13 protein-coding genes are annotated in these 20,761 nt (G+C 61.2%); 6 read left to right on the forward strand and 7 right to left on the reverse strand.

Going from position 1 to position 20,761, the window contains the following annotated elements; all coding sequences use genetic code 11:
- The first annotated feature begins 8 nt into the window (after positions 1-8).
- Complete coding sequence (locus tag V3C40_RS00465; protein WP_072453088.1) at positions 9-1,649, forward strand: SulP family inorganic anion transporter; 1,641 nt, start codon at positions 9-11, stop codon at positions 1,647-1,649.
- Positions 1,646-2,035: an Imm1 family immunity protein gene (locus V3C40_RS00470; RefSeq protein ID WP_331776146.1), complete on the forward strand. Its 390-nt coding sequence runs from the start codon at positions 1,646-1,648 to the stop codon at positions 2,033-2,035. Before V3C40_RS00465 ends, V3C40_RS00470 begins: the two co-directional genes overlap by 4 nt.
- A gap of 104 nt (positions 2,036-2,139) precedes the next feature.
- On the opposite strand, the gene V3C40_RS00475 is transcribed toward V3C40_RS00470, so the two are convergent.
- The 7 genes from V3C40_RS00475 to tssF all read right to left on the reverse strand — a co-directional run bounded on the left by V3C40_RS00475 (position 2,140) and on the right by tssF (position 11,358).
- On the reverse strand, positions 2,140-2,619 hold the full coding sequence (locus tag V3C40_RS00475) for a GNAT family N-acetyltransferase (protein ID WP_219327235.1): 480 nt from the start codon (positions 2,617-2,619) through the stop codon (positions 2,140-2,142).
- Positions 2,620-2,691: 72 nt separating this feature from the next.
- Complete coding sequence (locus V3C40_RS00480) at positions 2,692-3,819, reverse strand: T6SS immunity protein Tli4 family protein (protein ID WP_331776147.1); 1,128 nt, start codon at positions 3,817-3,819, stop codon at positions 2,692-2,694.
- Between the two features lie 3 nt (positions 3,820-3,822).
- Complete coding sequence (locus tag V3C40_RS00485; protein ID WP_331776148.1) at positions 3,823-5,676, reverse strand: esterase/lipase family protein; 1,854 nt, start codon at positions 5,674-5,676, stop codon at positions 3,823-3,825.
- The gene (locus V3C40_RS00490; RefSeq protein ID WP_331776149.1) at positions 5,673-8,267 is read right to left on the reverse strand and encodes a type VI secretion system Vgr family protein; all 2,595 of its coding nucleotides are present in this window, start codon (positions 8,265-8,267) and stop codon (positions 5,673-5,675) included. The genes V3C40_RS00485 and V3C40_RS00490 overlap by 4 nt, the downstream gene beginning before the upstream one ends.
- A 12-nt stretch (positions 8,268-8,279) precedes the next feature.
- The gene (locus V3C40_RS00495) at positions 8,280-8,534 is read right to left on the reverse strand and encodes a PAAR domain-containing protein (RefSeq protein WP_070258054.1); all 255 of its coding nucleotides are present in this window, start codon (positions 8,532-8,534) and stop codon (positions 8,280-8,282) included.
- A gap of 29 nt (positions 8,535-8,563) precedes the next feature.
- Entirely contained in the window at positions 8,564-9,589 is a 1,026-nt protein-coding gene (gene tssG / locus V3C40_RS00500; RefSeq protein ID WP_219327232.1) for a type VI secretion system baseplate subunit TssG, read from the reverse strand.
- A complete protein-coding gene (tssF, locus tag V3C40_RS00505; RefSeq protein ID WP_331776150.1) occupies positions 9,553-11,358 on the reverse strand; it encodes a type VI secretion system baseplate subunit TssF in 1,806 nt (601 codons plus the stop codon). The genes tssG and tssF overlap by 37 nt, the downstream gene beginning before the upstream one ends.
- A 174-nt stretch (positions 11,359-11,532) precedes the next feature.
- On the opposite strand from tssF, the gene tssK reads away from it, so the two are divergent.
- The 4 genes from tssK to V3C40_RS00525 all read left to right on the forward strand — a co-directional run bounded on the left by tssK (position 11,533) and on the right by V3C40_RS00525 (position 20,634).
- Complete coding sequence (gene tssK, locus V3C40_RS00510) at positions 11,533-12,879, forward strand: type VI secretion system baseplate subunit TssK (protein ID WP_331776151.1); 1,347 nt, start codon at positions 11,533-11,535, stop codon at positions 12,877-12,879.
- Between the two features lie 145 nt (positions 12,880-13,024).
- Positions 13,025-16,075: a sensor histidine kinase gene (locus V3C40_RS00515; RefSeq protein ID WP_331776152.1), complete on the forward strand. Its 3,051-nt coding sequence runs from the start codon at positions 13,025-13,027 to the stop codon at positions 16,073-16,075.
- Complete coding sequence (locus V3C40_RS00520) at positions 16,072-18,237, forward strand: sensor histidine kinase (protein ID WP_331776153.1); 2,166 nt, start codon at positions 16,072-16,074, stop codon at positions 18,235-18,237. Before V3C40_RS00515 ends, V3C40_RS00520 begins: the two co-directional genes overlap by 4 nt.
- A 174-nt stretch (positions 18,238-18,411) precedes the next feature.
- A complete protein-coding gene (locus V3C40_RS00525) occupies positions 18,412-20,634 on the forward strand; it encodes a two-component system response regulator (RefSeq protein WP_331776154.1) in 2,223 nt (740 codons plus the stop codon).
- Positions 20,635-20,761: the final 127 nt, after the last annotated feature.

Genomic DNA, 20,761 nt, shown 5'->3' on the forward strand with positions numbered 1-20,761 from the left:
GATCATCCATGCTGCTCTGGCTCAGGCAATACCGGCGTCCTCTGTTGGCCGGAGACATCACTGCCGGTATCGTCGTCGCCATGATGATGGTGCCACAAGGCATGGCTTACGCGCTGGTGGCGGGTTTGCCGCCCGTGGTGGGCATCTACGCCAGCATCCTGCCGCCCGTGCTGTACGCCTTGTTCGGCAGCAGCATGACGCAATCAGTGGGCCCTATGGCCATCGTTTCCCTGATGACGGCCGCCGCCCTGGCGCCGCTGGCCGATCCCGGCTCCTCCCTGTATATCGTGCTGGCCGCCCAGCTGGCTTTCATCAGCGGCCTCGTCCTGCTGCTGTGCGGCGTGCTGCGCCTGGGCTTCATGGCCAGTTTTTTATCACGCCCCGTGATCAGCGGTTTCAGCAATGGCGCCGCGATCCTGATCATCTGGGGCCAGATCACGCCGCTCCTGGGCGCCACCTGGCCCCACTGGCACACGCCCAGCCTCGTGCTCGGGCTGTCCGGCCTGCTGTTCCTGTGGCTGGCCAAGCGCTATCTGTCGCGGCTGTTGCAACGCTGCGGCCTGAACAAGGTGGCGGCCGACGTGGGTGCGCGCCTGGCGCCGATGGCGCTGGTGCTGGCCGGCATCGCGCTGGTGTCTTATTGCGGCCTGGAAGCGATGGGCGTGCAGACGACGGGCCACGTGCCCAGCGGTTTGCCGGGCCTGAACCTGGCCACCTCGAGCGCCCATTGGCGCACCTTGCTGTCGCCGGCGCTGCTGATCGCCTTCATCATCTTCCTGATGAGCATGTCCGCCGCCCAGACCCTGGCGCAAAAACGCGGTGAAAAGCTGCATACGAACCGCGAACTGCTGGGCCTGGGCGCGGCCAACGTGGCCAGCGCGCTGTCGGGCGGCTTCCCCGTCACGGGCTCGATTTCGCGCTCGGCCGTCAATTTCCAGGCGGGCGCCAACACGCCGCTGGCCAGCATCATCACGGCGGGACTGCTCGCGCTGGCGCTGGTGGCGCCCACGGGCTGGCTGGCCCTGCTGCCGCTGCCCGTGCTGGCAGCCACCATCATCTTTGCCGTCAGCAGCCTGCTGGACTGGGACACCTTGAAACTGTCGTGGCGCTACGACCGCAGCGATGCGCTGGCCCTGCTGGCGACGACGGCCGGCGTGCTGGTGCTGGGCGTGGAAGCGGGCGTGGTGATTGGCGTGCTGCTGTCGATGGGCACCCTGATCTGGCGCGCCAGCCGCCCGCACATCGCCGTGCTGGGCCGTATCCCGAATAGCGAGCACTTCCGCAACGTGGAGCGCTATGAAGCGCAAACCCTGCCCGACGTCTTGCTGCTGCGCATCGATGCTGGTCTGTTCTTCGGCAACGTCGAAGCCGTGACGGAGCGCGTGGAAGACGAGCTGCGGGGACACCCGACGGCGCGCCACCTGGTGCTGGTGCTGTCGGCCGTCAACCAGATCGACAGCACGGCCTTGCTGGGCTTGATCGAACTCAACAGCACGCTGATCAAGCGCGGCATCAGCCTGAACCTGGCCGAAGTAAAGGGGCCCGTGATGGACCGCCTGCGCCAGAGCAGCCTGCTGCACGACCTGAGCGGCAAGCTGTACCTGAGCACGGCACTGGCCATGGATGACCTGAGGGGGGAAAAAGCATGACGATGGAACTGAATCTGCATGGCGAGCCGCGTGTGGTCGATAGCATCCCTATGCTGGAACAGGCGCTGCTGGAAGCGCGCACCTTGGCCCAGTGCGAGCTGTGGCTGACCATGGCCGAAGTTGCGGAGCAGGGCCCGGCCCTGTGCATGCTGCGCAATGGCGGCAATGCCTGGCTGATGTATCTGTCGGGACAGGACGACCTGAGTTTTCACTCCTTGGGAGACGAAGAGGAAACGGGCGAATGCAGCTATCTGCTGGCCAATGGCCAGGTGGATGTGTATCCGGAAACATGGTGCGTGGATGTGGAACAATGCCAGCGGGCTATCGTCGCGTTTTTCAAGACGGGCGGCGCGCGACCGGCTGGCATTGCGTGGGAAGCGGATTGAAATGCTAACCCGCTGGACCTGGACGACGAGCAAGTGCGCCCTGATCGCGAAGCTGCAGCAATGCCTGGCCGAGTCCGAAGCTGCTGCCAGCAAAGACTGACGTCTCAGGCCACCACCAGCTGCTTTTCCATCGCCACGCTGGCCAGGCTGATGCCGCTCGGATGCGCATATGCTTCCTCGCGCAAGGAGATAAATCCTGCGGCCTGGTAAAACGGCACGGCGTTCAGCGACGCGGACAGGTGCAGGCGCGCAATGCCTCGTTCGCGCGCCAGTTGCTCCAGCGCCGCCAGCAGCCGCTTGCCGATACCGAGTCCCGCGCGCGAAGGATCGACAAACACGGCATCGACTTCGTGTCTATCTACGTCCAGCATGGCATAGCCGGCAATGGCCTCGCCCTGCATCGCCACGATGCCGCCACCGGCAGCCAGCATGGCCGCATAAGCTGGCGGCACGAGCGAAGCCGTCCACACAGTAATTTGCTCCGGCGCATAATGCGTCGCGCAACTGACGCGCACGGCCACCGTGCGCAGGGCCCACAGGGCGTCGATATCAAGGGGCAGGGCGGGGCGCAGGGTGATGGGCATGGAAGCTTTCGGGGCAAAAGAAACATGCTAGCGCAATGGCTTGCATCACGCCAGCATGAGCTTATTCAGCTGTCACTGCGCAGGCTTGTCCGGATCGATGTAGTACGAACCCAGCGGCGCACCCGGCACCTTCACCCGGAACTTCAAGCCGGACAGCAGCTTGTCCCACAATGCAATCGCCTCCTCATCGGTCAGCGACGATGCTTCGGCGGCGCCGACCATGTTGTGGGCGACTTTGGTGTACATGGATGCTTCCAGCACCGATGGATAGGCGATATCGCGCGGCGTACCCACCAGTGTCCATTCAAAATCATGCACGCCATCGGTACGCCGTATCAACGATTCCTCACCATGCCAGTGCTGCACGTCACGCTTGCCTTCGCGTAGCAGCGTGCGAGCAGGATAATTCTTGCCTTGTTGGTCTTTCGCCCGCTGGATGCGGGCAAGTAATGATAATTCCCCACGTACTTTTGCATCATATTCAGCAGGAGGATAGTCACCGTATGCATTTTTATTCGATGTAATGGAAAAAGTCACGTCTGGAAAGCTGGGGAAATACAGGCCTGCATCCGCCATCTCCTGACTGTCATACTTGTTGTTGCTCATGAAGCCATGTTCAAGGCAATAGCCAGGTTCTTTTGGGACTTCATCTTTATCGCGCGGGCGCAAGCTATTGACGCGGATTAGTTGATTTTCTTTAGCACTTGCTACTGTTCCACCTTTTGGGATTGAGCCGTCAAGAACGAATATGTAGTTTCCTTTTATGATGTAGGTCTTGAAGAATAGATCGCCATCTTCCTTGGAAAATTTACCATCATAATATTGAAGTTGCCAGCTATTTTCTACTGGACCTTTTCCATTGTATGTAATTTCAGATGTTGGATCCCTTTTTTTTATTTTTTCAATTTCTTCGGCTATGCTTTCATTTTTTTCCGCTATTCCGCCTGGTATAGTTTTAATCTCCGAAAGAAGTATTGTTCCTCCTAGTATTAACTGTGCTTCTTGCGGAATTTCTACTGCATAGCGTCCGAAACATACAATTTTTGTTTTAAAAAATAGTGTTTCCAAACGTTTGCTAAGCTTGAAATTTTCAGGCATTATAGTTTCCTTGTCTGTAGTTTTTTTTGCATAAGTGGATAGGAGTGCCATCGCAATTATTGTTATGGTGAAGAGAAGTATTTTCTTTGTCATATTTTTCATGGCTCACTCCCATTTTGCCATCTTGGCGATTTGCACGATGGAATACAGCATGGATGCCATTACATTTGCATCCGCGTAGCTATTCTGATGTTCGTAACCATTCTCTTCCGCCATGCCGTGTACGAATAATGTACCGGTGATGTGTTGAGCTGAACGATCTGATGGCACTGTTCCATCACCGGGCGCACTGGCTGGCTGTAGCTTTAATTTTAAGAATTTCCCTCCGGCCTGAACCAAAAGTTGCCCCTTGCTATCATCTTCAAGTAGTTTCCATTTTTCAGGTAACGGCTCGAATTTATTCCAAGGATCATTTGAACCACTGTGAAGGCCTTCAATTAATTTAAATACGACATCACCATAGCTTAAAAAATTTCTGGATGAGCAATAACTTGCATAAGTGTTTGGGTGAAATGTTTTCTCTATGGATGATAAAAATCCTGCGGCATTCTTTATTCGCTTCATTGTTTTTTCTATGCCACCACCTTTTTCACGAGGGAGGTCTGCGGGATTTACCCATTTCGGGTTGATTAGTCTCCACCACGCATTGGCGGGCTGAAGGTAAATGCTTTCCAGTGCTGTGGCCTTGTCGCGAGGCCAACTCCATAAAACTTTATCCTGTGCATCTACAATTTTCAGCCAATTCTGGCCATATGCCTCACCTGGCATCATTTCCAGTGGCGCCGGTGCGTTTGCCAGAATGGCGGTGGCATGCATACCATCGATGCCTAGAACGCGGGCCTCTATTTCGGCTACGGAGCCTTCCCTTTCCTGAAAGCCAAAACGCATGCGTTTATACGCCCCTGCGGCTCCAATGGTTGGCATCACGTTGTGATAAATTCCGAGGATTTTTACATCCTTATCATCAAGCATCTTTCCATAACTTGGGTGTATCAATGCACGGGCCAGCAAGCCCCCCATGCTATGCGTGACGATGATAACTTCGTTACATTTGAATCCGCGTTTCTTGTAGCCTTTGACTAGTCCGCGTAGTCGCTCTGCAATAATGACGGCAGATTCACCATTGCTCTTGATAAAGTTGTAACCCATCGCATGTACTGGATACCAACAAGGAGAAATTTTCTTTAAATCGCTGACGGTAATGGCTTTGCCTGATGATGCACCAAAATTTTTTGGATCTTGCAAAAGCAGTGTGCCAAGACCATTTGTTTGGCGCCAGACCGGATGTGGCTTACCGTCGGAAATCATGTTATTGAGATGCAATTCGGCAGCCCGCAGCATTGTTCCATATGCACCAGCAAATAACACTTCACTCCATCCTCGCCAACGGGCTATTTGTGCTGGGCTTTGATATGAACAGGCTTTACCTTGATTCGGACTTGTTGTTGTCGCGACCCTGTTAGTTCCCATCAAAGGAGGAATGGGTGTAAAGCTGTCTGGCACATTTTGATGCCGTGCGTCTGCAGCTTTGGTTTCCGCGCCATCCGGATCGAAGCGGCTGTTGCTCTCCGTATAGTGGTAGTACTCGACTTCTGTTTCAGTGGGGTCAAACACCAATTGACGCTGCCGTGGCGACGCATCTTTGAACCAGCCACCCAAGCCATTGCCTGTGAGGACTGCCGTCTTGCCTCCCGCACCCATCATATCGTCTGGTCGCCAGGCCCGATTGTCTGAACGGCGCAATTCTTCTTGGCGAACCTTGCTCATCCTTAGATTGCTACCCATCACGCCTGGTAAGAAAATGACAGGAATTACTTTGCTTGGTGGTAGGGTGACGTCATGTCGCGCGGTATCTTTTGTTTCCGTCATCAAGACGGTGAGTTCCGCCCAGCCTCCCACGCCTTGACTAAACTTCGCAGGATGATTGCCGCGGTTATTCAAGTCATCACATTTGCTCATGGCAGTTCTCCCTTATAGCGAATAATGTAACTATCCATACCGGTGGATTTTTGTAATTGCGTGGAACCGTCTTCCGCGCTTTTGCCGGCCATGTTGCCGTCATCGCGCAGGATTTCAAAAGCAACGCCAACGGCCGGCGTATCGTCGGCATTCACTAGCAAGACCTCCTGATCAAAACGGGTTACGGGCCTCTCATTAAATTCCTGCGAAACGCTCTTCGGCGCCAAGGTTTCCAGGTTGCCGTTGAAGAGCACGGGGGAAGAGGTGAAGAACTGCACCTTGTCGCTGATTTCCAGCATGTGGTTGGCGCCGTGCAGGCGTACGCCTTTCTTGCCCTTGATGTTGATCCAGTCCGCTTCGCTGATCAGCGACAGGACTTTCTGGGCGAGGATTTCCACCTCGTCGCTGTGGGCCTGGATGGACACTTTGCCGCTGGCGGCGATCAGTTTCATGCCGGCCTTGTGCACGAACAGGCTGAAGGTCTTGGCGATGCTGGCAAACATGCTGTCGCCGCTGGCGAGTGAAATATGCTTGCTGCTGGTGAGCGCCACATGCTCGCTGGCGGCCAGGTGCATGGACTGGGCCGTGCTCAGCTCGATGCCGGCGGGACTGGCCAGCAGCAAATGCGGTTCGGACAGCTCCGGGAAATCGCCACCGGTACCCTTGATGGCGGCGTTTTGCCGCTGGATGGATTCAGCGACGGCGCCCTGTTGTGCTGCGCTGTCTTGCGCACCCGCGTCGATGGCCATGCCGGCCAAGCCCTGCTGCAGTTGGCGTGCCTGCGCCAGGCGGGCCTGTGTTTCGTCGAGCTGTTTGACTGATCCCGTTCCTGTTGATGTTTCTGTGGTGATCAGCATGCCTTTGGCTGCGCGCAGGGCGCCCCAGGCGCTGCTGGCCAATTCAAAGCCCACGCCGCGCGCTTCCCTGCGGCCGGCATTGTCGTCGATGCGGGTGATGCTGCCCAATGAAAGACGGCTATCCTGATGCTCGCTGCGCAGCTGCGCTTGAATCGCGCCCTTGGTATCGTCGAGCACGAGATGGTTGGCGCTGCGGGCGCCCAGTTCGCGGCTGCGCAAGCCGGACAGGGCGCGTTGCTGCGGCAATTGCCAAGGCGGTGGATTGGCGCTGTTGTAGACCACGCCGATGACGATGGGATGGTCGATATTGCCGTCCTGGAATTGCACGACGACTTCCTGACCCACGCGCGGCAGGGCGATTTGTCCCATCTGCGGACCCGCCATCGGCATCATGACCCGTATCCATGGCGAGCTGCGCTCATCGAATTCACCGAGGCGATCCCAGTGAAATTGCAGACGGATGCGTCCCAGTGCATCGGTATGGATTTCCTCCCCGGCCGGTCCGACCACCAGCGCCGTCTGTACACCGGCAACCACGCACGGCGTGCTGTTGTAGCTGCGGCCCGGGCGCCAGCGGATGTCCCGGCGCACGCACAGCATATTGTTGACATAGTGGGAGGTTGCGTTCGGGCCGACCTGATAATTATTGCTGGCGCTATGCTCAACTGACAGGATCAGGTACTCGCGTTCGGCAATACTGTCCGGGCGTTCCTCGCCAGGCTGATAGCGCTTTTCCTCGGCGCTGAAATGTCCATTGAGCCGGAAGCAAAGACCGGGCTGCGCGCCACGGTGATTGCCGGCCGCCTCGAAATACTGGCGCAAATGGTCGCTTTCTTCCATGCGGCGCTGTGCCAGAGCTTCCCCGGCATCGACATCCTTATAGCCATAGGCGCCCGTGTTTTCATACAGTTCGTGGGCAAATACATCACCCTGGCGATTCAGCGAGTAGCCGCTGGCAAGGCGCGGTTGCGGATTTTTATAGTCGAAACTGGCCAAGGTCAGTTGCCCGGAGCCGATCCGGCGCACGGCTTGCCACTGTTGCAAGCCATCGTCTTCCATGGAACCCGACTCGGAGTGAAAACGCATGGCGCCGTCGCCGGACGCCGTGGCGATCATGTCAGCCAGGGTGCTGTTGTCTGCGAGCCATAGCGTATGGCCATCGGCGCGGTGCTCGTACCAGTAGTGCCAGCCCAGCGCTTCCCAGCGCCGGTGCAGGTGGTTGTAGTCGGTTTCATTGTGCTGGTTGGCGCAGGTGATCTGCGGATCGTCGCCATGGATGCTGGTTTTCCAGTCGCGCTGCTCGTAGTGGGCAAACGTCGTTTCGGTCAGCTGCATTACGCTTTGGCCATGAAAGGACACATTGTCCTGGCGCAGCCTGGCGAAGGCCAGCCATGGTTGCAGCACCATCCGGTACCACGCAAAGCCGCCATCGGCGCGCAGCAGGCAAAACTCGCCCACATAGCCGTTAAAGTAGCGCAGCGTACCATCGTCGCGCACCATGGAAATGGTCACCATGCGGCCCATCATGGCCTTGAGCGCAATATGCGCATCATCGGACAGTAATTCGGCCTCGAAACGGAAGTCGCGCGACACTTCCTCCCTGGCGGTCAGCGAATTGACCAGCAGGATGGCGCCGGCAGGTCCATCTTCATGGGGAAAGTCGATCTTCAGCAGGCGCCGTTCTTGCGCGGCGAGGTCGAAGGCCGACAGTGCCGCCTGGATGTTTGCATGCATGGCCTGCCTCCGTTACAGGGATGTGATCAGGTGGGCGCCACAGGCGGTGGCGTCGCCGTCATAGGCGTACGGCTTGCCCATGTGTTTTGCGCCGGCGCCATCGGGCGTGATCGGGAAGTTGCCCTTGCACTTGGGGCAGAAGGTGGTGTCATCGGCCAGCGCCGCCGTCTTCCCCATCACGGTGCTGCCTGATGAGGCGCTGGTGACCTTGCCGCCGTGATCGGTTGCGTCTCCGAGCCGGATGACGCCGCGTCCCGCATGTTTCATGCTTGCCTCGCTTTCCAGTGATGGGCTGCTCAGGTCAGTTGCAGCAGATAACGCACTTCGGCGCCGCGTACCTTGCCTGGTGTTGTCTGCAAGAACGTCGTCCAGCCAAGCAGCCGTCTTTCTGACGGGTTGGAGCTCAGGAGCAGGGGAGTAATGCATGGTGGACTCAATATCAGCCGCACTTCATATTGCAAGTCTGGTACGCCAAACAGCGCCAGCATCTTTGCCAGTGCCGCCGCGCCTGTACTGCGCGGCAGGAAGCGTTGCAGGCCGACGGGATCCAGCGGGCCGATATGCAGGCAGACGCGCATGTCCTGACGCCAAAGCCGCAGGCCAAGCGTTGCGCCGCGTGCCAGGGTAAAGTTGACACTGCCCAGCAGGCTGCGCCGGTTCTTTTCCAGATAGTCCCAGCCACCGACAAATTGCTGCACGGTTACGGGTACGCCGCAGTACTCGGCCAGCACGGGGCCAATCGCCTGCGCGGAGACGGGGCGGCAGCGCAGCAGACCCGCGTACCAGGCCGCGACATCCTGCGTCACGGCATCAGCTTCGCCGCTCGACGGCAGCGCACCGCGCCGCACGCCGGCCAGTGCCGTCAGCAAAGGCAGTTGTACATCCCTTGCCTGGGTCTGGAGCGTGGATTCCAGCCGATACTTTTCCCATGCCTGGTAATACAGCGTGAGCATGCGGTGTGAAAAGATATCGAGGAAGGCCGAGACGCCAGCATCTTTGCTCGACAAGCGGTAGGCGGCGATGCGTTCCGAGTGGTGCAAGGGCAGGGTGCCGCCGACGCCCAGAAAACGCATGAACGTCGGCGTCAGGGTCAGTTGTTCATTGTCGTCGAGCGAGAGCTGTTCGATTTCACTGGCGGGGAAACTCAGCGACAAGCTGTTCTTGAAGCGCAACACCTGGCCAAAGGCTTGCGCATGGGACACGTTCTGCTCGCGTAGCCAGCACAGCAGAATACGCACCGCCTGCACGAACTGGTAGCGGTATGGTTCGGCCAGCAAGTGTTGTACTACACCAGATTCTGCAGTCCGCTTCTTGGTTTGCATCGGATCAGCTCCTCTCCGCTTTGCAGTGACAGCACCACCAGTTCGATGAAACTGTTGATTTGCACATACAGCCCAAGAAAGTGATCGATCACCTGCACAAACAGGTGCATGCCGCTGCCGACGAACGCTTCCTCGTCCAGCGTGAGGCGAATCTCCACGCCATGCGCCAGCGAGGTGCCGCGCTTGTGCCGCAGCCATGTCGTGGTCGGCGAGTGCGCGAGCGCGACGATGCCGCCGATCTGGCGTTGCGAGCTTGCCGATTGAGACAGGTCATACAGTGTCAGCATTTCACGCAGTGCCGGCAGGCCTTCCTGAACCAGCGCGTGATGATTCAGCGTCAGGTGCGAAATCAGCCGCCAGTGCAGGCCCGCGCCAGGTGAAAAGCATCGCGGCTGGCTGGGGCGTCGCAGCATGTGCAGTGCAGGTCCGCCGCAGCACGGTTGCAAGTCTCCTTGCGGCTGGCCGTATTTGAGCGACAGCGGAAGGTCGCGGTTACTGCATGTCAGCGACAGCGACAAGCTGGCTTTTTCGTTGATCAAGGGGTTGAAGCCGCTATCGACCAGCGTGATTTTCTTTTCGTGGCCAGGACTTTTCATGGCCAAAGCCATGTCGTGGCGCACGATCCAGTAATGGCCTTGTTGCGCCGCGCCCTCGCCATGGCGCAGGCTGTACAGCGGGCGAAATTCGGTCAGCGTGCTTTCGCCTCCCCGTTGGCGCAGCAAACGCACGGCATCGACAGTGACGACTTCGTAACCATGGGCATGGGTAGCATGGGCCAGCACGGAATAGTCGGTTTTTTGCCGGGTGATGGCGATCGGCACGCCATCCTGGCGGAAGAGGTTGATCGCCGGACTGCAGCCCAGCCTTAAGTTGTCGCTGGAAATACTGGACAACATGCGCGCCGCAGCGGAATCGGGTCGCAAACCGGCCATGCACAGATGCAGGGTAAAGCGCTGGCAACCAGGCGGCAGGGTGGCGCTCAGCGCCGCGATATCGATGTCGAAGAAATTGAATTTTTCCGGATATGCAAAATACTCGCTCAGGATGCGGTAGGCCGGTTGCGAACGGGCACCGAAAGGTATCAAGGCATCCGTGTCGGCGAAGCCGACGGGCGCCAGGGGGACGGCGGGTAGGGCTATCCATTGCGGCGCGTCGATGGACACAAAAGCGCAGACTGCATGCATGAACAGGGCATCGCGCAAGGCGGCGGAAAAAGAAGCTTCGCCATCGATGAAAACGCGCAGTGATGCGGGCGCCGCATCGAGATGCCGGATGCCGATGTTCAGCGAGGAACTGGCTGATGCTGGCAGGCGTACGCCTGGCGGTGGCTTGATCATCGCATCGAAAACCGCGCTTTCCAGTACCGATGCTCCGGTCGTCATGTCGTAGACCGTCTTGAAGCGGCAGCGTACGCCACGTACCGGCGTGGCGTCCATTTCACTGCCGGCCGGCAGGTGCATTACACCCGCTCCAGCCGCTGGGACAGACTGATGGACGATGGTGGACGATGGGAAGGGGCGCAGATAATGTGGAAACAGGGCTTCGAACAGGGCTTCGGTAAATTGCGGGTAGTCGTCATCGAGCCGTTTCGAGATGCGTGCCGCCAGCATCGCCACCGATTCGATTAAGTGTTCGACGTGCGGATCCTCGCAAGACTCGCCGGACATGTGCAATTTTCCGGCGATTCTCGGATAGCGCTCGGAGAACTCACGGCAATGCCGCCTCAGCATCACCAGCTCGCGTTCGAAATACGGCAGCAAGTCCTCCATCTCTCTTTTCCTGTGTCTTCGCGGCGGAATAGCCAGTATCCGAGCGTTTGCTCCAAGGTAAATTGCGTTTGCGCAATAATTGAACAGAGTTGCTGCGCAACATCAAGGACTTTCAAGCTGGCAACATCAGACTGGCAAGGCAGCATGATTCCAACGGTCAACATGGAGAACGCCATGACATTGCCATCCAAATTACTGTGGTCCGAGGGGCTGGCCATCGGCCCCCAGCAATTCCAGCAGCTGGACCGCTACCATGAAGCGCGCTTGCAGCGTCTGGCTTCACTCATCAATCCACATCTATGGGGTGTGCACGGCGTCAGCTGGAATGCGGATGCACTGGCCAACAATAGCCTGCGGGCGGACGCCATGTCGCTCGTCTTTCAGGATGGGGAATTCTTTGAGGCGCCGCTTGGCGATGTATTGCCCAGTGCGGTTGACCTGTCCAAGCTGCCTTCTAGCGAACATAGTTTTACTTTTTACGCCGCGTTGCCGACGCTGCAGGCACACGGCGGCAATGTGAGTTCTGCCGGCGCGCGCTATGTCCAGGCGGATATCGAAACCCCTGATCTGTACAGCGAGGCAGTCAGCATCGATGTGGCTTACCTGAAGAAGCGCGTGTATCTGCTGTCGCAACTGGATCCGCTCCATGATTATCTTGCCATCCCGGTGATCCGTTTGTACCGCGCTGGCAATGGCAGCTTTGAAGTCGATGCCTCCTTCATTCCGCCTGGCCTGACCATCAGCGCCGAGTCTTCGCTGCAGAAAATGCTCGATTCGCTGATCGACCGCATGGGCGCGAAAATCGGGGCGCTGTACAGCCGTCATCGTCAGCCCGGTAACAATACGGTTGAATTTCATGGCGGGGATGTTTCCTCATTCTGGATGCTCAATACATTGAGCACGGCCAGCGCCACGCTCAGTCATTGCGCCAGTTACCGGCGCCACCATCCGGTATATTTGTTTGAAAAATTGATGGCATTGGCCGGCGGCTTGATGACGTTCTCGAAAAAGTACACGCTGAGCGACTTGCCGGCGTATTGTCACGATGACGCGGCTCCCGGTTTCGGCAAGCTCGATGGCATCATTCGCGACTTGATCGATACGGTGCTCCTGTCGCGTTACTTCCCGATTCCACTGTCCAATGACACGCAACAAAACACCCACTATCACGGTTTGCTCGATGCCAAGCGGATTGACCGTCAGACTGAACTCTGTCTTGCGGTCAACGCCGATATGCCGGCGCTGGAACTGGTTGCCACGGTGCCGTTGCAGTTCAAAATATCGTCTCCGGACAATATCGAACTATTGCTTGGCAGGGCACTTCCGGGTGCCGAGTTGCGTCATATGGCCCAGGTTCCTGCTGAAGTGCCAGTGCGGCCCAATACCTATTACTTTTCGATCGATAACAAGGGCAGCATTTATGACAGCATGATCAAGGCCCAGGCGATTGCGATTTATGTGCCGTCTGGCATAAAAGGGCTGAAGCTGGAATTGTTCGGCATCAGCGGTACCGCCGCGTAACGATGGTTGTTTTGTCAAAAGATTGCCCTAAGCAATAGACTTGCCCCGGCAGTTGACGTTATCATGTTTTTGTAAGTGTCGGTCGCTGAGCAGTCAGCGCAATGGTGAAACATGGTGACAGCGAGAGTGAGCATGGGCATGGCGAATGATGCGTGATGTGCCTGGCGGCGGGATGGGCAGGGCAGCGGTGCGCCGCTGCGGCCGCGCATTGCTGTTGGCGTTGTGTGTTGCCGCGGCCCCTGCGGCCGTGCCGGCCGCGCCGCCGCACCAGGGGCAGCGCGTGCTGGTCCTCAACGCCTACGATTACGGCCGCGCTGGCGTGGAATCGTACACGCGCACTTACGTGGCCGCCATGGCCGCAGCGGGCCTGGCCAGCGAAGACATCATGGTCGAGCACCTGAACCTCAATACCCAGGGCGACCCGGCGCTGCGCAACGAGATGCGTGATTTGTTGCTTTTAAGATACACCCAGATGATGGGGCGCAAGGCTGACCTGATCGTTGCCATGCAGCAGCCGGCGCTCGATTTTTTGCTGTCGGACCTGGCGCCGCTGGCGCGCGGCGTGCCCGTGCTGGCGATTAACACCTCGGGCAAGGCCTTGCCGGTAGGCAGCCCGCTGGCCATCTGGCAGCAAAAGGCGAACGTCGATTTTCCCGGCACCCTGGCGCAAGCGATGGCGCTGTTCCCGGAGACCAAAACCATCGTCATGGCCGTCGGCGCCAGCGAAGCCGACCAGGCCTTGAAGCGCAGCATGCAGCAGGCGGCGCAGGCGTGGCAGGGTATCGTTTTCATGGAGTATCTCGACGGCCTGACCCTGGCGCAGATGCGCGCGAAGGTGGCGCGCCTGCCCGCCGATACGCTGCTGGTGACGGGCAATGTCAACCGCGACGTGGACGGCGCCATCGCCACCCCCGTGCAGTTTGCCGGGGAACTGGCGCGGCTGGCGAACGTGCCCGCCTTCGGCATGTACAACACAAACGTGGGCAAGGGCATCCTGGGCGGCTCCATCCTGCACATCGAAGGGGCCGCGCAGCAGGTGGCGCGGATGTCGCTGGCCGTGTTGGCCGGCAAGGCGCCAGCCGCACCGGGCGCCTTGCTGCCGCCGGTCCGTCCCGTGCCCATGTATGACTGGGAGCAGCTGCAGCGCTGGGATGCCGACATCAGCCGGCTGCCGCCGAACACCCTGTTCTTCAACCGTCCGCCGCAGCTGTGGCACGAGCACCGCGCGGCCGTGCTGTCGGCTGGCGCCGTGTTTCTCGCCATGGCGTGCATGCTGAGCGCCTTGCTGCTGCAGCGCCGCCGTTTGCGCCGCGCCGAGGGCGATGCGCGCGAAAGCGAGCAGCGCTTCCGCATCCTCGTCGAGCATGCGCCCGAAGCCATCGTCGTGTATGACCTGGACCTGGACCGTTTTATCGACGCCAACAGCAGTGCGCAGCGCATGCTGGGCATGTCGCGCGAAGCGCTGCTGGCGCGCGGGCCGTTCGACCTGTACACGGGCGAGCAGCCCGATGGTCTGCCGCTGGGACTGATGATGGAAGAGCATCTGCGCCGCGCCATGCTCGGTGAACCCATCCTGGTCGAGCGCAATGTGCGGCGCGCCGACGGCAGCATCTTCCCTTGCGAAGTGCGGCTGGTGCGCTTGCCGATGGAAGGGCGGCGCCTGGTGCGCAGCGGTATCGTCGACATTTCCGAGCGCAAGCAAAGCGAGCAGGAACTGCTCGGCTACCGCGACCACCTGGAGGAACTGGTGCAGCAGCGTACGGCCGCCCTGTCGGTGGCCGTCACCGAGGCCGAATCGGCGAACCGCGCGAAAAGCGTCTTCCTCGCCAACATGAGCCACGAGTTGCGCACGCCCTTGAATTCCGTGATCGGCTTTTCGCAGATGATGGCCGATTCGAGCAGCATGTTCGAGGAAGAAAAGCATAACCTGGCCATTATCAACCGCGCCGGCCACCATTTGCTCACCTTGATCAACGACATCCTGGAATTGTCGAAAATCGAGGCGGGCCGCATGCAGCTGCAGGCGGGGCCCGTGGATTTGAATGGCTTGCTCGACGAAGTGCTCGAGATGGTGCGCATGCGTTCGAGCGACCAGGGCATCGCGCTGCGGCTCGAACGTGCTGGCGTGCCGCCGCTGGTGCGCCTCGATGGCGCCAAGCTGCGCCAGGTGCTGCTCAATTTGCTGTCGAACGCGCTCAAGTTCATCAAGCAGGGCAGCGTGACCCTGTCGCTGGCCTGCCAGGCGCAGGACGATGGGCAAGTGGCGCTGGCCTTTGCCGTGCGCGATACGGGCAGCGGCATCGCGGAAGAGGACCTGGAGCGCATCTTTGAACCGTTCGTGCAGGCCGACAGCGCCGTGGCGCAGGCCGGCACGGGACTGGGGCTGACCATTTCGCGCGAATTCGTGCGCCTGATGGGCGGCGAGCTGCGCGTCGAATCGACCCTGGGGGCTGGCTCCATGTTCCATTTCGACTTGCGCGCGCCCGGCGTACAGTGCCCGGCCGTCGCGCCGCTGGCGCCGGGCCGCGTGGCGCGCCTGCCGGCGGCCCAGCGCGGGCGCACGGTGCTGCTGGTCGACGATGACGACAACTGCCGCAAGCTGCTGACCGGCTTGCTGGAGCCGCTGGGCTTCCAGCTGCAGGAGGCGGCGGGCGGCGTGCAGGCGCAAGCCATGCTGGCGGCGCAGCGCTACGACATCGTGCTCAGCGACTGGCGCATGCCGGACATGGACGGCCTGGCGCTGACGCGCTGGCTGCGCGCGCAGCCGGCGCTGGTGCAGCCGCGCCTGGTGATCATGACCGCTTCCGCCTTCGAGGAAGAAAAGCAGGAAGCGCTGGCGGCCGGCGCCGACGGCTTCCTGCGCAAGCCGATCGAGCAGGAACACCTGTTCGCCATGCTGGAGCAGCAGCTGGGCGTGCGCTTCCAGCGCACCGGCGCCGTGCCGCCGCGCGTGCCGGTCGCGCCATTTGACTTGCAGCAGTCGCTGGGCCAGTTGGGCGCGGACGAGCGCCAGGCGCTGCTCGCATCCGTGCAAGCCCTCGATTTGCGGCGCAGCGCCATCGTGCTGGCCGGCGTGGCGACCAGCCTGCCGCAGCTGGCCGCGCACATCGCCGCCATGCTGGAACAGCATCAATACCAGCCGCTGTGCGCCTTGCTGGCGCAGCTGGCCAGCGAGCCGCAGGGCGAAGACGCATGACGCTTCACCCATCCAAGGGCGCGCGCCTGGGCGGCGTGTCCATCGTGCTGGTCGTCAGCGTGGCGCTGACCTTTGTCGTCACCGCGCTGCTGCTGGTGTTTGCCGTGCTGTTTTACCAGTCCGAACGCGAGCAGCGCTGGCAGCAGCTGCAGCGCAGCCTGTCCGTCAGCGCGGACCAGCTGGCCGTGGCCATCGAACTGCCCTTGTGGAATCTCGATGAAAAGCAGATGCAGGCCATCATGCGCAGCATGCTGGGCAAGCGCGACCTGGTGGCCAGCTCGCTGACACCGGGCATCGGCAAGGAAGCGCTGGTCCTGCGCCGCACCGCGGACGGCGCCATCGGCAGCTTTTCCTCGCTGTCCGCGGAGCCGGACTGGCTGGTGCAGCGGCGTCCCGTGACGATGGGCGGACAAGTCATCGGCAGCGTTGCCGTGTATGCGACGCCTGCCCTGCTGCATGCGCAGCTGCGGCAGCGCGCGCTGGGCATCGGCGCCATGATCGTGGCGCTCGACGTGATCCTCGTGGCCAGCATCTGGCTGCTCATGTGGTGCCTGATGCTCAAGCCCCTGAAGGCGATCGGCCAGTATGCGGCCGGCATCCAGGCGGGGCAGGGCGAAGCGTTCGGCACGCCGCCGAAAGCGTGGTTCCTGGGCGAGCTGCGCACGCTGTACCGTTCCATCCGCGACATGGTGGCGCTGCTCGACAGCCGCTACCGCGCCTTGCAGCGCAGCGAGGAACGCGTGCAGATGGCCACGGGCGCGGCCAGCATCGGCATCTGGGACTGGAACGTGATCAACGGCGCCTTGCAGTGGGACGAGCAGATGTACGCGCAGTTCAGGGCCGATGCGGACAGCGGCACGGCGCCGGCGGCGATCTGGCGCGCGGCGCTGATGCCCGACGACGTGCCGGCCGCCAAGGAGGCCCTGCGCGCTGCGCTGGGCGCCGGCCAGGCGTTCACGCACGAATACCGCATCCTGTGGCCCGATGGCGCCATCCGCTACATCAAGGTCGACGCCGTGATCTTCCGCGACGGGCAGGGCCAGCCCATGCGCCTGGTGGGGTCGAACTACGACATCACGGCGCACCGCGAGGCCGAACTGGAACTGCTGCGCCACCGCCATCACCTGGAAGAACTGGTGGCCGAGCGCACGAGCGCCCTGTCGGTGGCCGTCAGCCAGGCGCAGGCGGCGAACCGCGCCAAGAGCACCTTCCTGGCGAACATGAGCCATGAACTGCGCACGCCCTTGAATTCCGTGATCGGCTTTTCGCGCCTGATGGCCGCCTCGCCCAATATGCACGACGATGAAAAGCGCAACCTGGCCATCATCCACCGCTCCGGCAATCATTTGCTCACCCTGATCAATGAAATTCTCGAACTGTCGAAGGGCGAGGCGGGGCGCCTTCACGCGCAGACGGCCGTGGTGGCGCTGGCGCCTCTGCTGCAGGAAGTGATGGACATGCTGGGCATGCGCGCCGAGCAGCAGGGGCTGGCCCTGCGCCTCGATTGCGCGGGCCTGCCGGCGGCCGTGCTGCTCGATGCGACGCGCTTGCGCCAGGTGCTGCTGAACCTGATGTCGAACGCCGTCAAGTTTGCCGGCGGCGGCGAAGTCACCCTGCGCGTGCGCGCCGAGCGGCGCGGTGGCGATCAATGGATGCTGTCGTTCGCCGTCAGCGACACGGGCATCGGCATCGCCCCGGAAGACCAGCAGCGCATTTTCGAGCCCTTCGTGCAGGCCGACAGCGCGGGACCGAAAGATGGCACGGGCCTGGGCCTGGCCATCTCGCGCGAATTCGTGCAGCTGATGAAAGGCGAACTGACGGTGGAATCGACGCCGGGGCAGGGCGCCGTCTTCAGCTTCAGCATTCCCGCGCAGGCGGCCGAGGCGCCGCTGCAGGTGCCCGTGCCGCAGCCCGTGTCGCCGGCGCCCGAGGCGCGGCCGGCACTGCGGGCGCAAGATTTGCTGCTGTTGACCGGGGAAGAGCGCGCCGCCTTGCTGGTGGCGCTGCGCGAATTGAACCTGGCCAGGGTGGCGCAGCTGCTGGCGGCCCTGCCCGCAGTGGCGGCGCCGTTGCTGGCGCCGCTGCAAGCCATGCTTGACCAGCATCAGTACCGCCAGCTGTGCGACTTGCTGGAGAATGAAGGCGTGCTGGCGCACGCTTGAAAGTGTGGGCTGACAACATCGGATTCGCTGAAAAGAACGACTAAGTAGCGCCGATGGATGGTGCTAAATTGCAATAAAGATTATGATGATAGTACGTAGTTCATCGCAAAGAAATGTCTTGTCCAGCGTGGCAACCGACCGCCGCGCCTCATCCAAAGCTGAGAGAACTGCTACATGCATCGCGATTTTTCGGAAGTGAACTCGAAGGGCGAAGTACTGATCGTTGAAGATACGCCGGCTTCGCTGAAGCTGTTGAGCGATTTGCTGGGCGGCGCCGGCTATGCCGTGCGCCAGGCGCCGAACGGTGAACTGGCCCTGTGGACGGCCCAGGCGCGCCCGCCGGAGCTGATCCTGCTCGACGTGCGCATGCCCGGCCTCGACGGCTTTGAAGTGTGCCGCCGCCTGAAGGAGATACCGTCCCTGCGCCAGGTGCCGGTGATCTTCCTGTCGGCCCAGTACGACACGGACGACAAGGTGCGCGGCTTTGCGCTGGGCGCCGTCGACTTCATCGCCAAGCCCTTCCAGGCCGAGGAAATCCTGGCCCGCACGGACGCCCACGTGCGCCTGGCGCGGGCGCAGCTGCAACTGGCGCAGGAGCGCGCCAACCTGGAACGGCGGGTGGCCGAACGCACGGCCGAACTGGAGCAAGTGGCCAGCACCCTGGCGCGCGAAGTGCAGATCCGCCGCGCGAATGAAGAATTGCTGCGCCTGTCGGGCCAGGTCTTCGAAGCGACCCAGGACGCCATCCTGATCACCGATGCGGCCGGCGTCATCGTCACGGCCAATCCCGCCTTTACGCGCATCACCGGCTACGCGGCGCAGGAAGTGGTGGGCACGGACATCATGCGCCTGCACGCCGAATACACGGGCGAAGCGGTGCTGCTGGCCCTGCGCCAGGGCTTGCGCAGCAGCGGCTGCTGGTCGGGCGAGGTGCAGACGCGGCGCAAGAGCGGCGACACCTATCCCTGCCTGCTCAGCGTCTCCACCGTGCACGGGCCCGATGGTGCCGTCGTCAACTATATCGGCGTCTTCCTCGACATCAGCGAACGCAAGGCCGAGCAGCATCTGATCGATTTCCTTTCCTACCACGATGCGCTGACCGGTTTGCCGAACCGCGTGCTGCTGCGCGAGCGCTTCGAGCAGGCGCGCGCGAACGCCGTGCGCGACAGCCAGCAGGTGGTGCTGATGTGCCTCGACCTGGACCGTTTCAAGAATATCAACGATTCGCACGGCCAGGCCGTCGGCGACAAGGCGCTGCAAGTGGTGGCGCGTTTCCTGTCCGGCTGCGTGCGCGAAGGCGACACGGTGGTGCGCCAGGGCGGCGACGAATTCCAGATCCTGCTGCAGGACGATGCCCTGCTGGGGCGTACCCTGGGGCTGGCGCAAACCATCCTGGCCGGCCTGCGCGAGGAACTCAGCGTCGATGGCGAACGCCTGGCGCTGACGACCAGCATCGGCATCGCCATGTGCCCGGCCGACGGCGACAGCCTCGACGACGTGCTGCGCCACGCCGACACGGCCCTCGTGCGCGCCAAGGAAATGGGGCGCGACCATTACGCCTTCTTCACGGAGCGCATGGGCAGCGATATCCGCGCCCGCCTGGCGATGCAGCAGCAGCTGCGCGGCGCCATCTGCCGCGATGAATTCGAAGTGCACTACCAGCCGCAGATGTGCTTGCGCACGGGTGCCTTGCTGGGCGCGGAAGCCCTGCTGCGCTGGGATAACCCGGTGCTGGGCAAGGTGCCACCCGGCCTGTTCATCGCGCTGGCCGAGGAATACGGCTCGATCACGGCCATCGGCGAATGGGTGCTCGAAAGCGTGTGTGCGCAAATCCGCGCCTGGCACGACGCTGGCCTGGGCAGCATCAAGGTGGCCGTCAATCTGTCCGGCAAACAGTTCGCACAGGACCGCACGGTGCCGTTCGTCGAGGCGGCCTTGCGCAAATACGGCATCGCGCCCGCCTGCCTCGGCATCGAGATCACGGAAAGCACGGTGATGGGCGACCCTGACAAGGCCGTGGCAGCCCTCACGCGCCTGAAGGATATCGGCGTGGGCATTTCGCTCGACGATTTTGGCACCGGCTATTCCAGCCTCGGCTACCTGAAACGTTTTCCCATCGACGTGCTGAAGATCGACAAATCCTTCGTCGATGACGTGACCACCAGCAGCAGCGACGCGGCCATCGCCCGTTCCGTCATCTCGCTGGCGCACAACCTCGACATGCGCGTCATCGCCGAAGGCGTGGAAACGCGCGAACAGGTCGACTTCCTGACGGAACACGGCTGCGATGAAATGCAGGGCTATTTTTTCAGCCGCCCCCTGGCCGCGGAAGCCTTCACGGCCTTGCTGCGCGAACGGCGCACCCTGGCCGTGACAGTGACAGTGGCCGTGGCCTAAGCGCCGCGGTGCGGCAGATGCACCATGCCGGTGCGCCCGCCGCAGCGCGGTGCACGATTCTCACTTTTCCTTCCCCTGACGCTGGCACATATCCTGCTTAGGTAATCGCTTATTTACGCGATTGCCC

This window comes from Janthinobacterium sp. LS2A, assembly GCF_036543145.1.
Taxonomy (GTDB): domain Bacteria; phylum Pseudomonadota; class Gammaproteobacteria; order Burkholderiales; family Burkholderiaceae_D; genus Janthinobacterium; species Janthinobacterium aestuarii.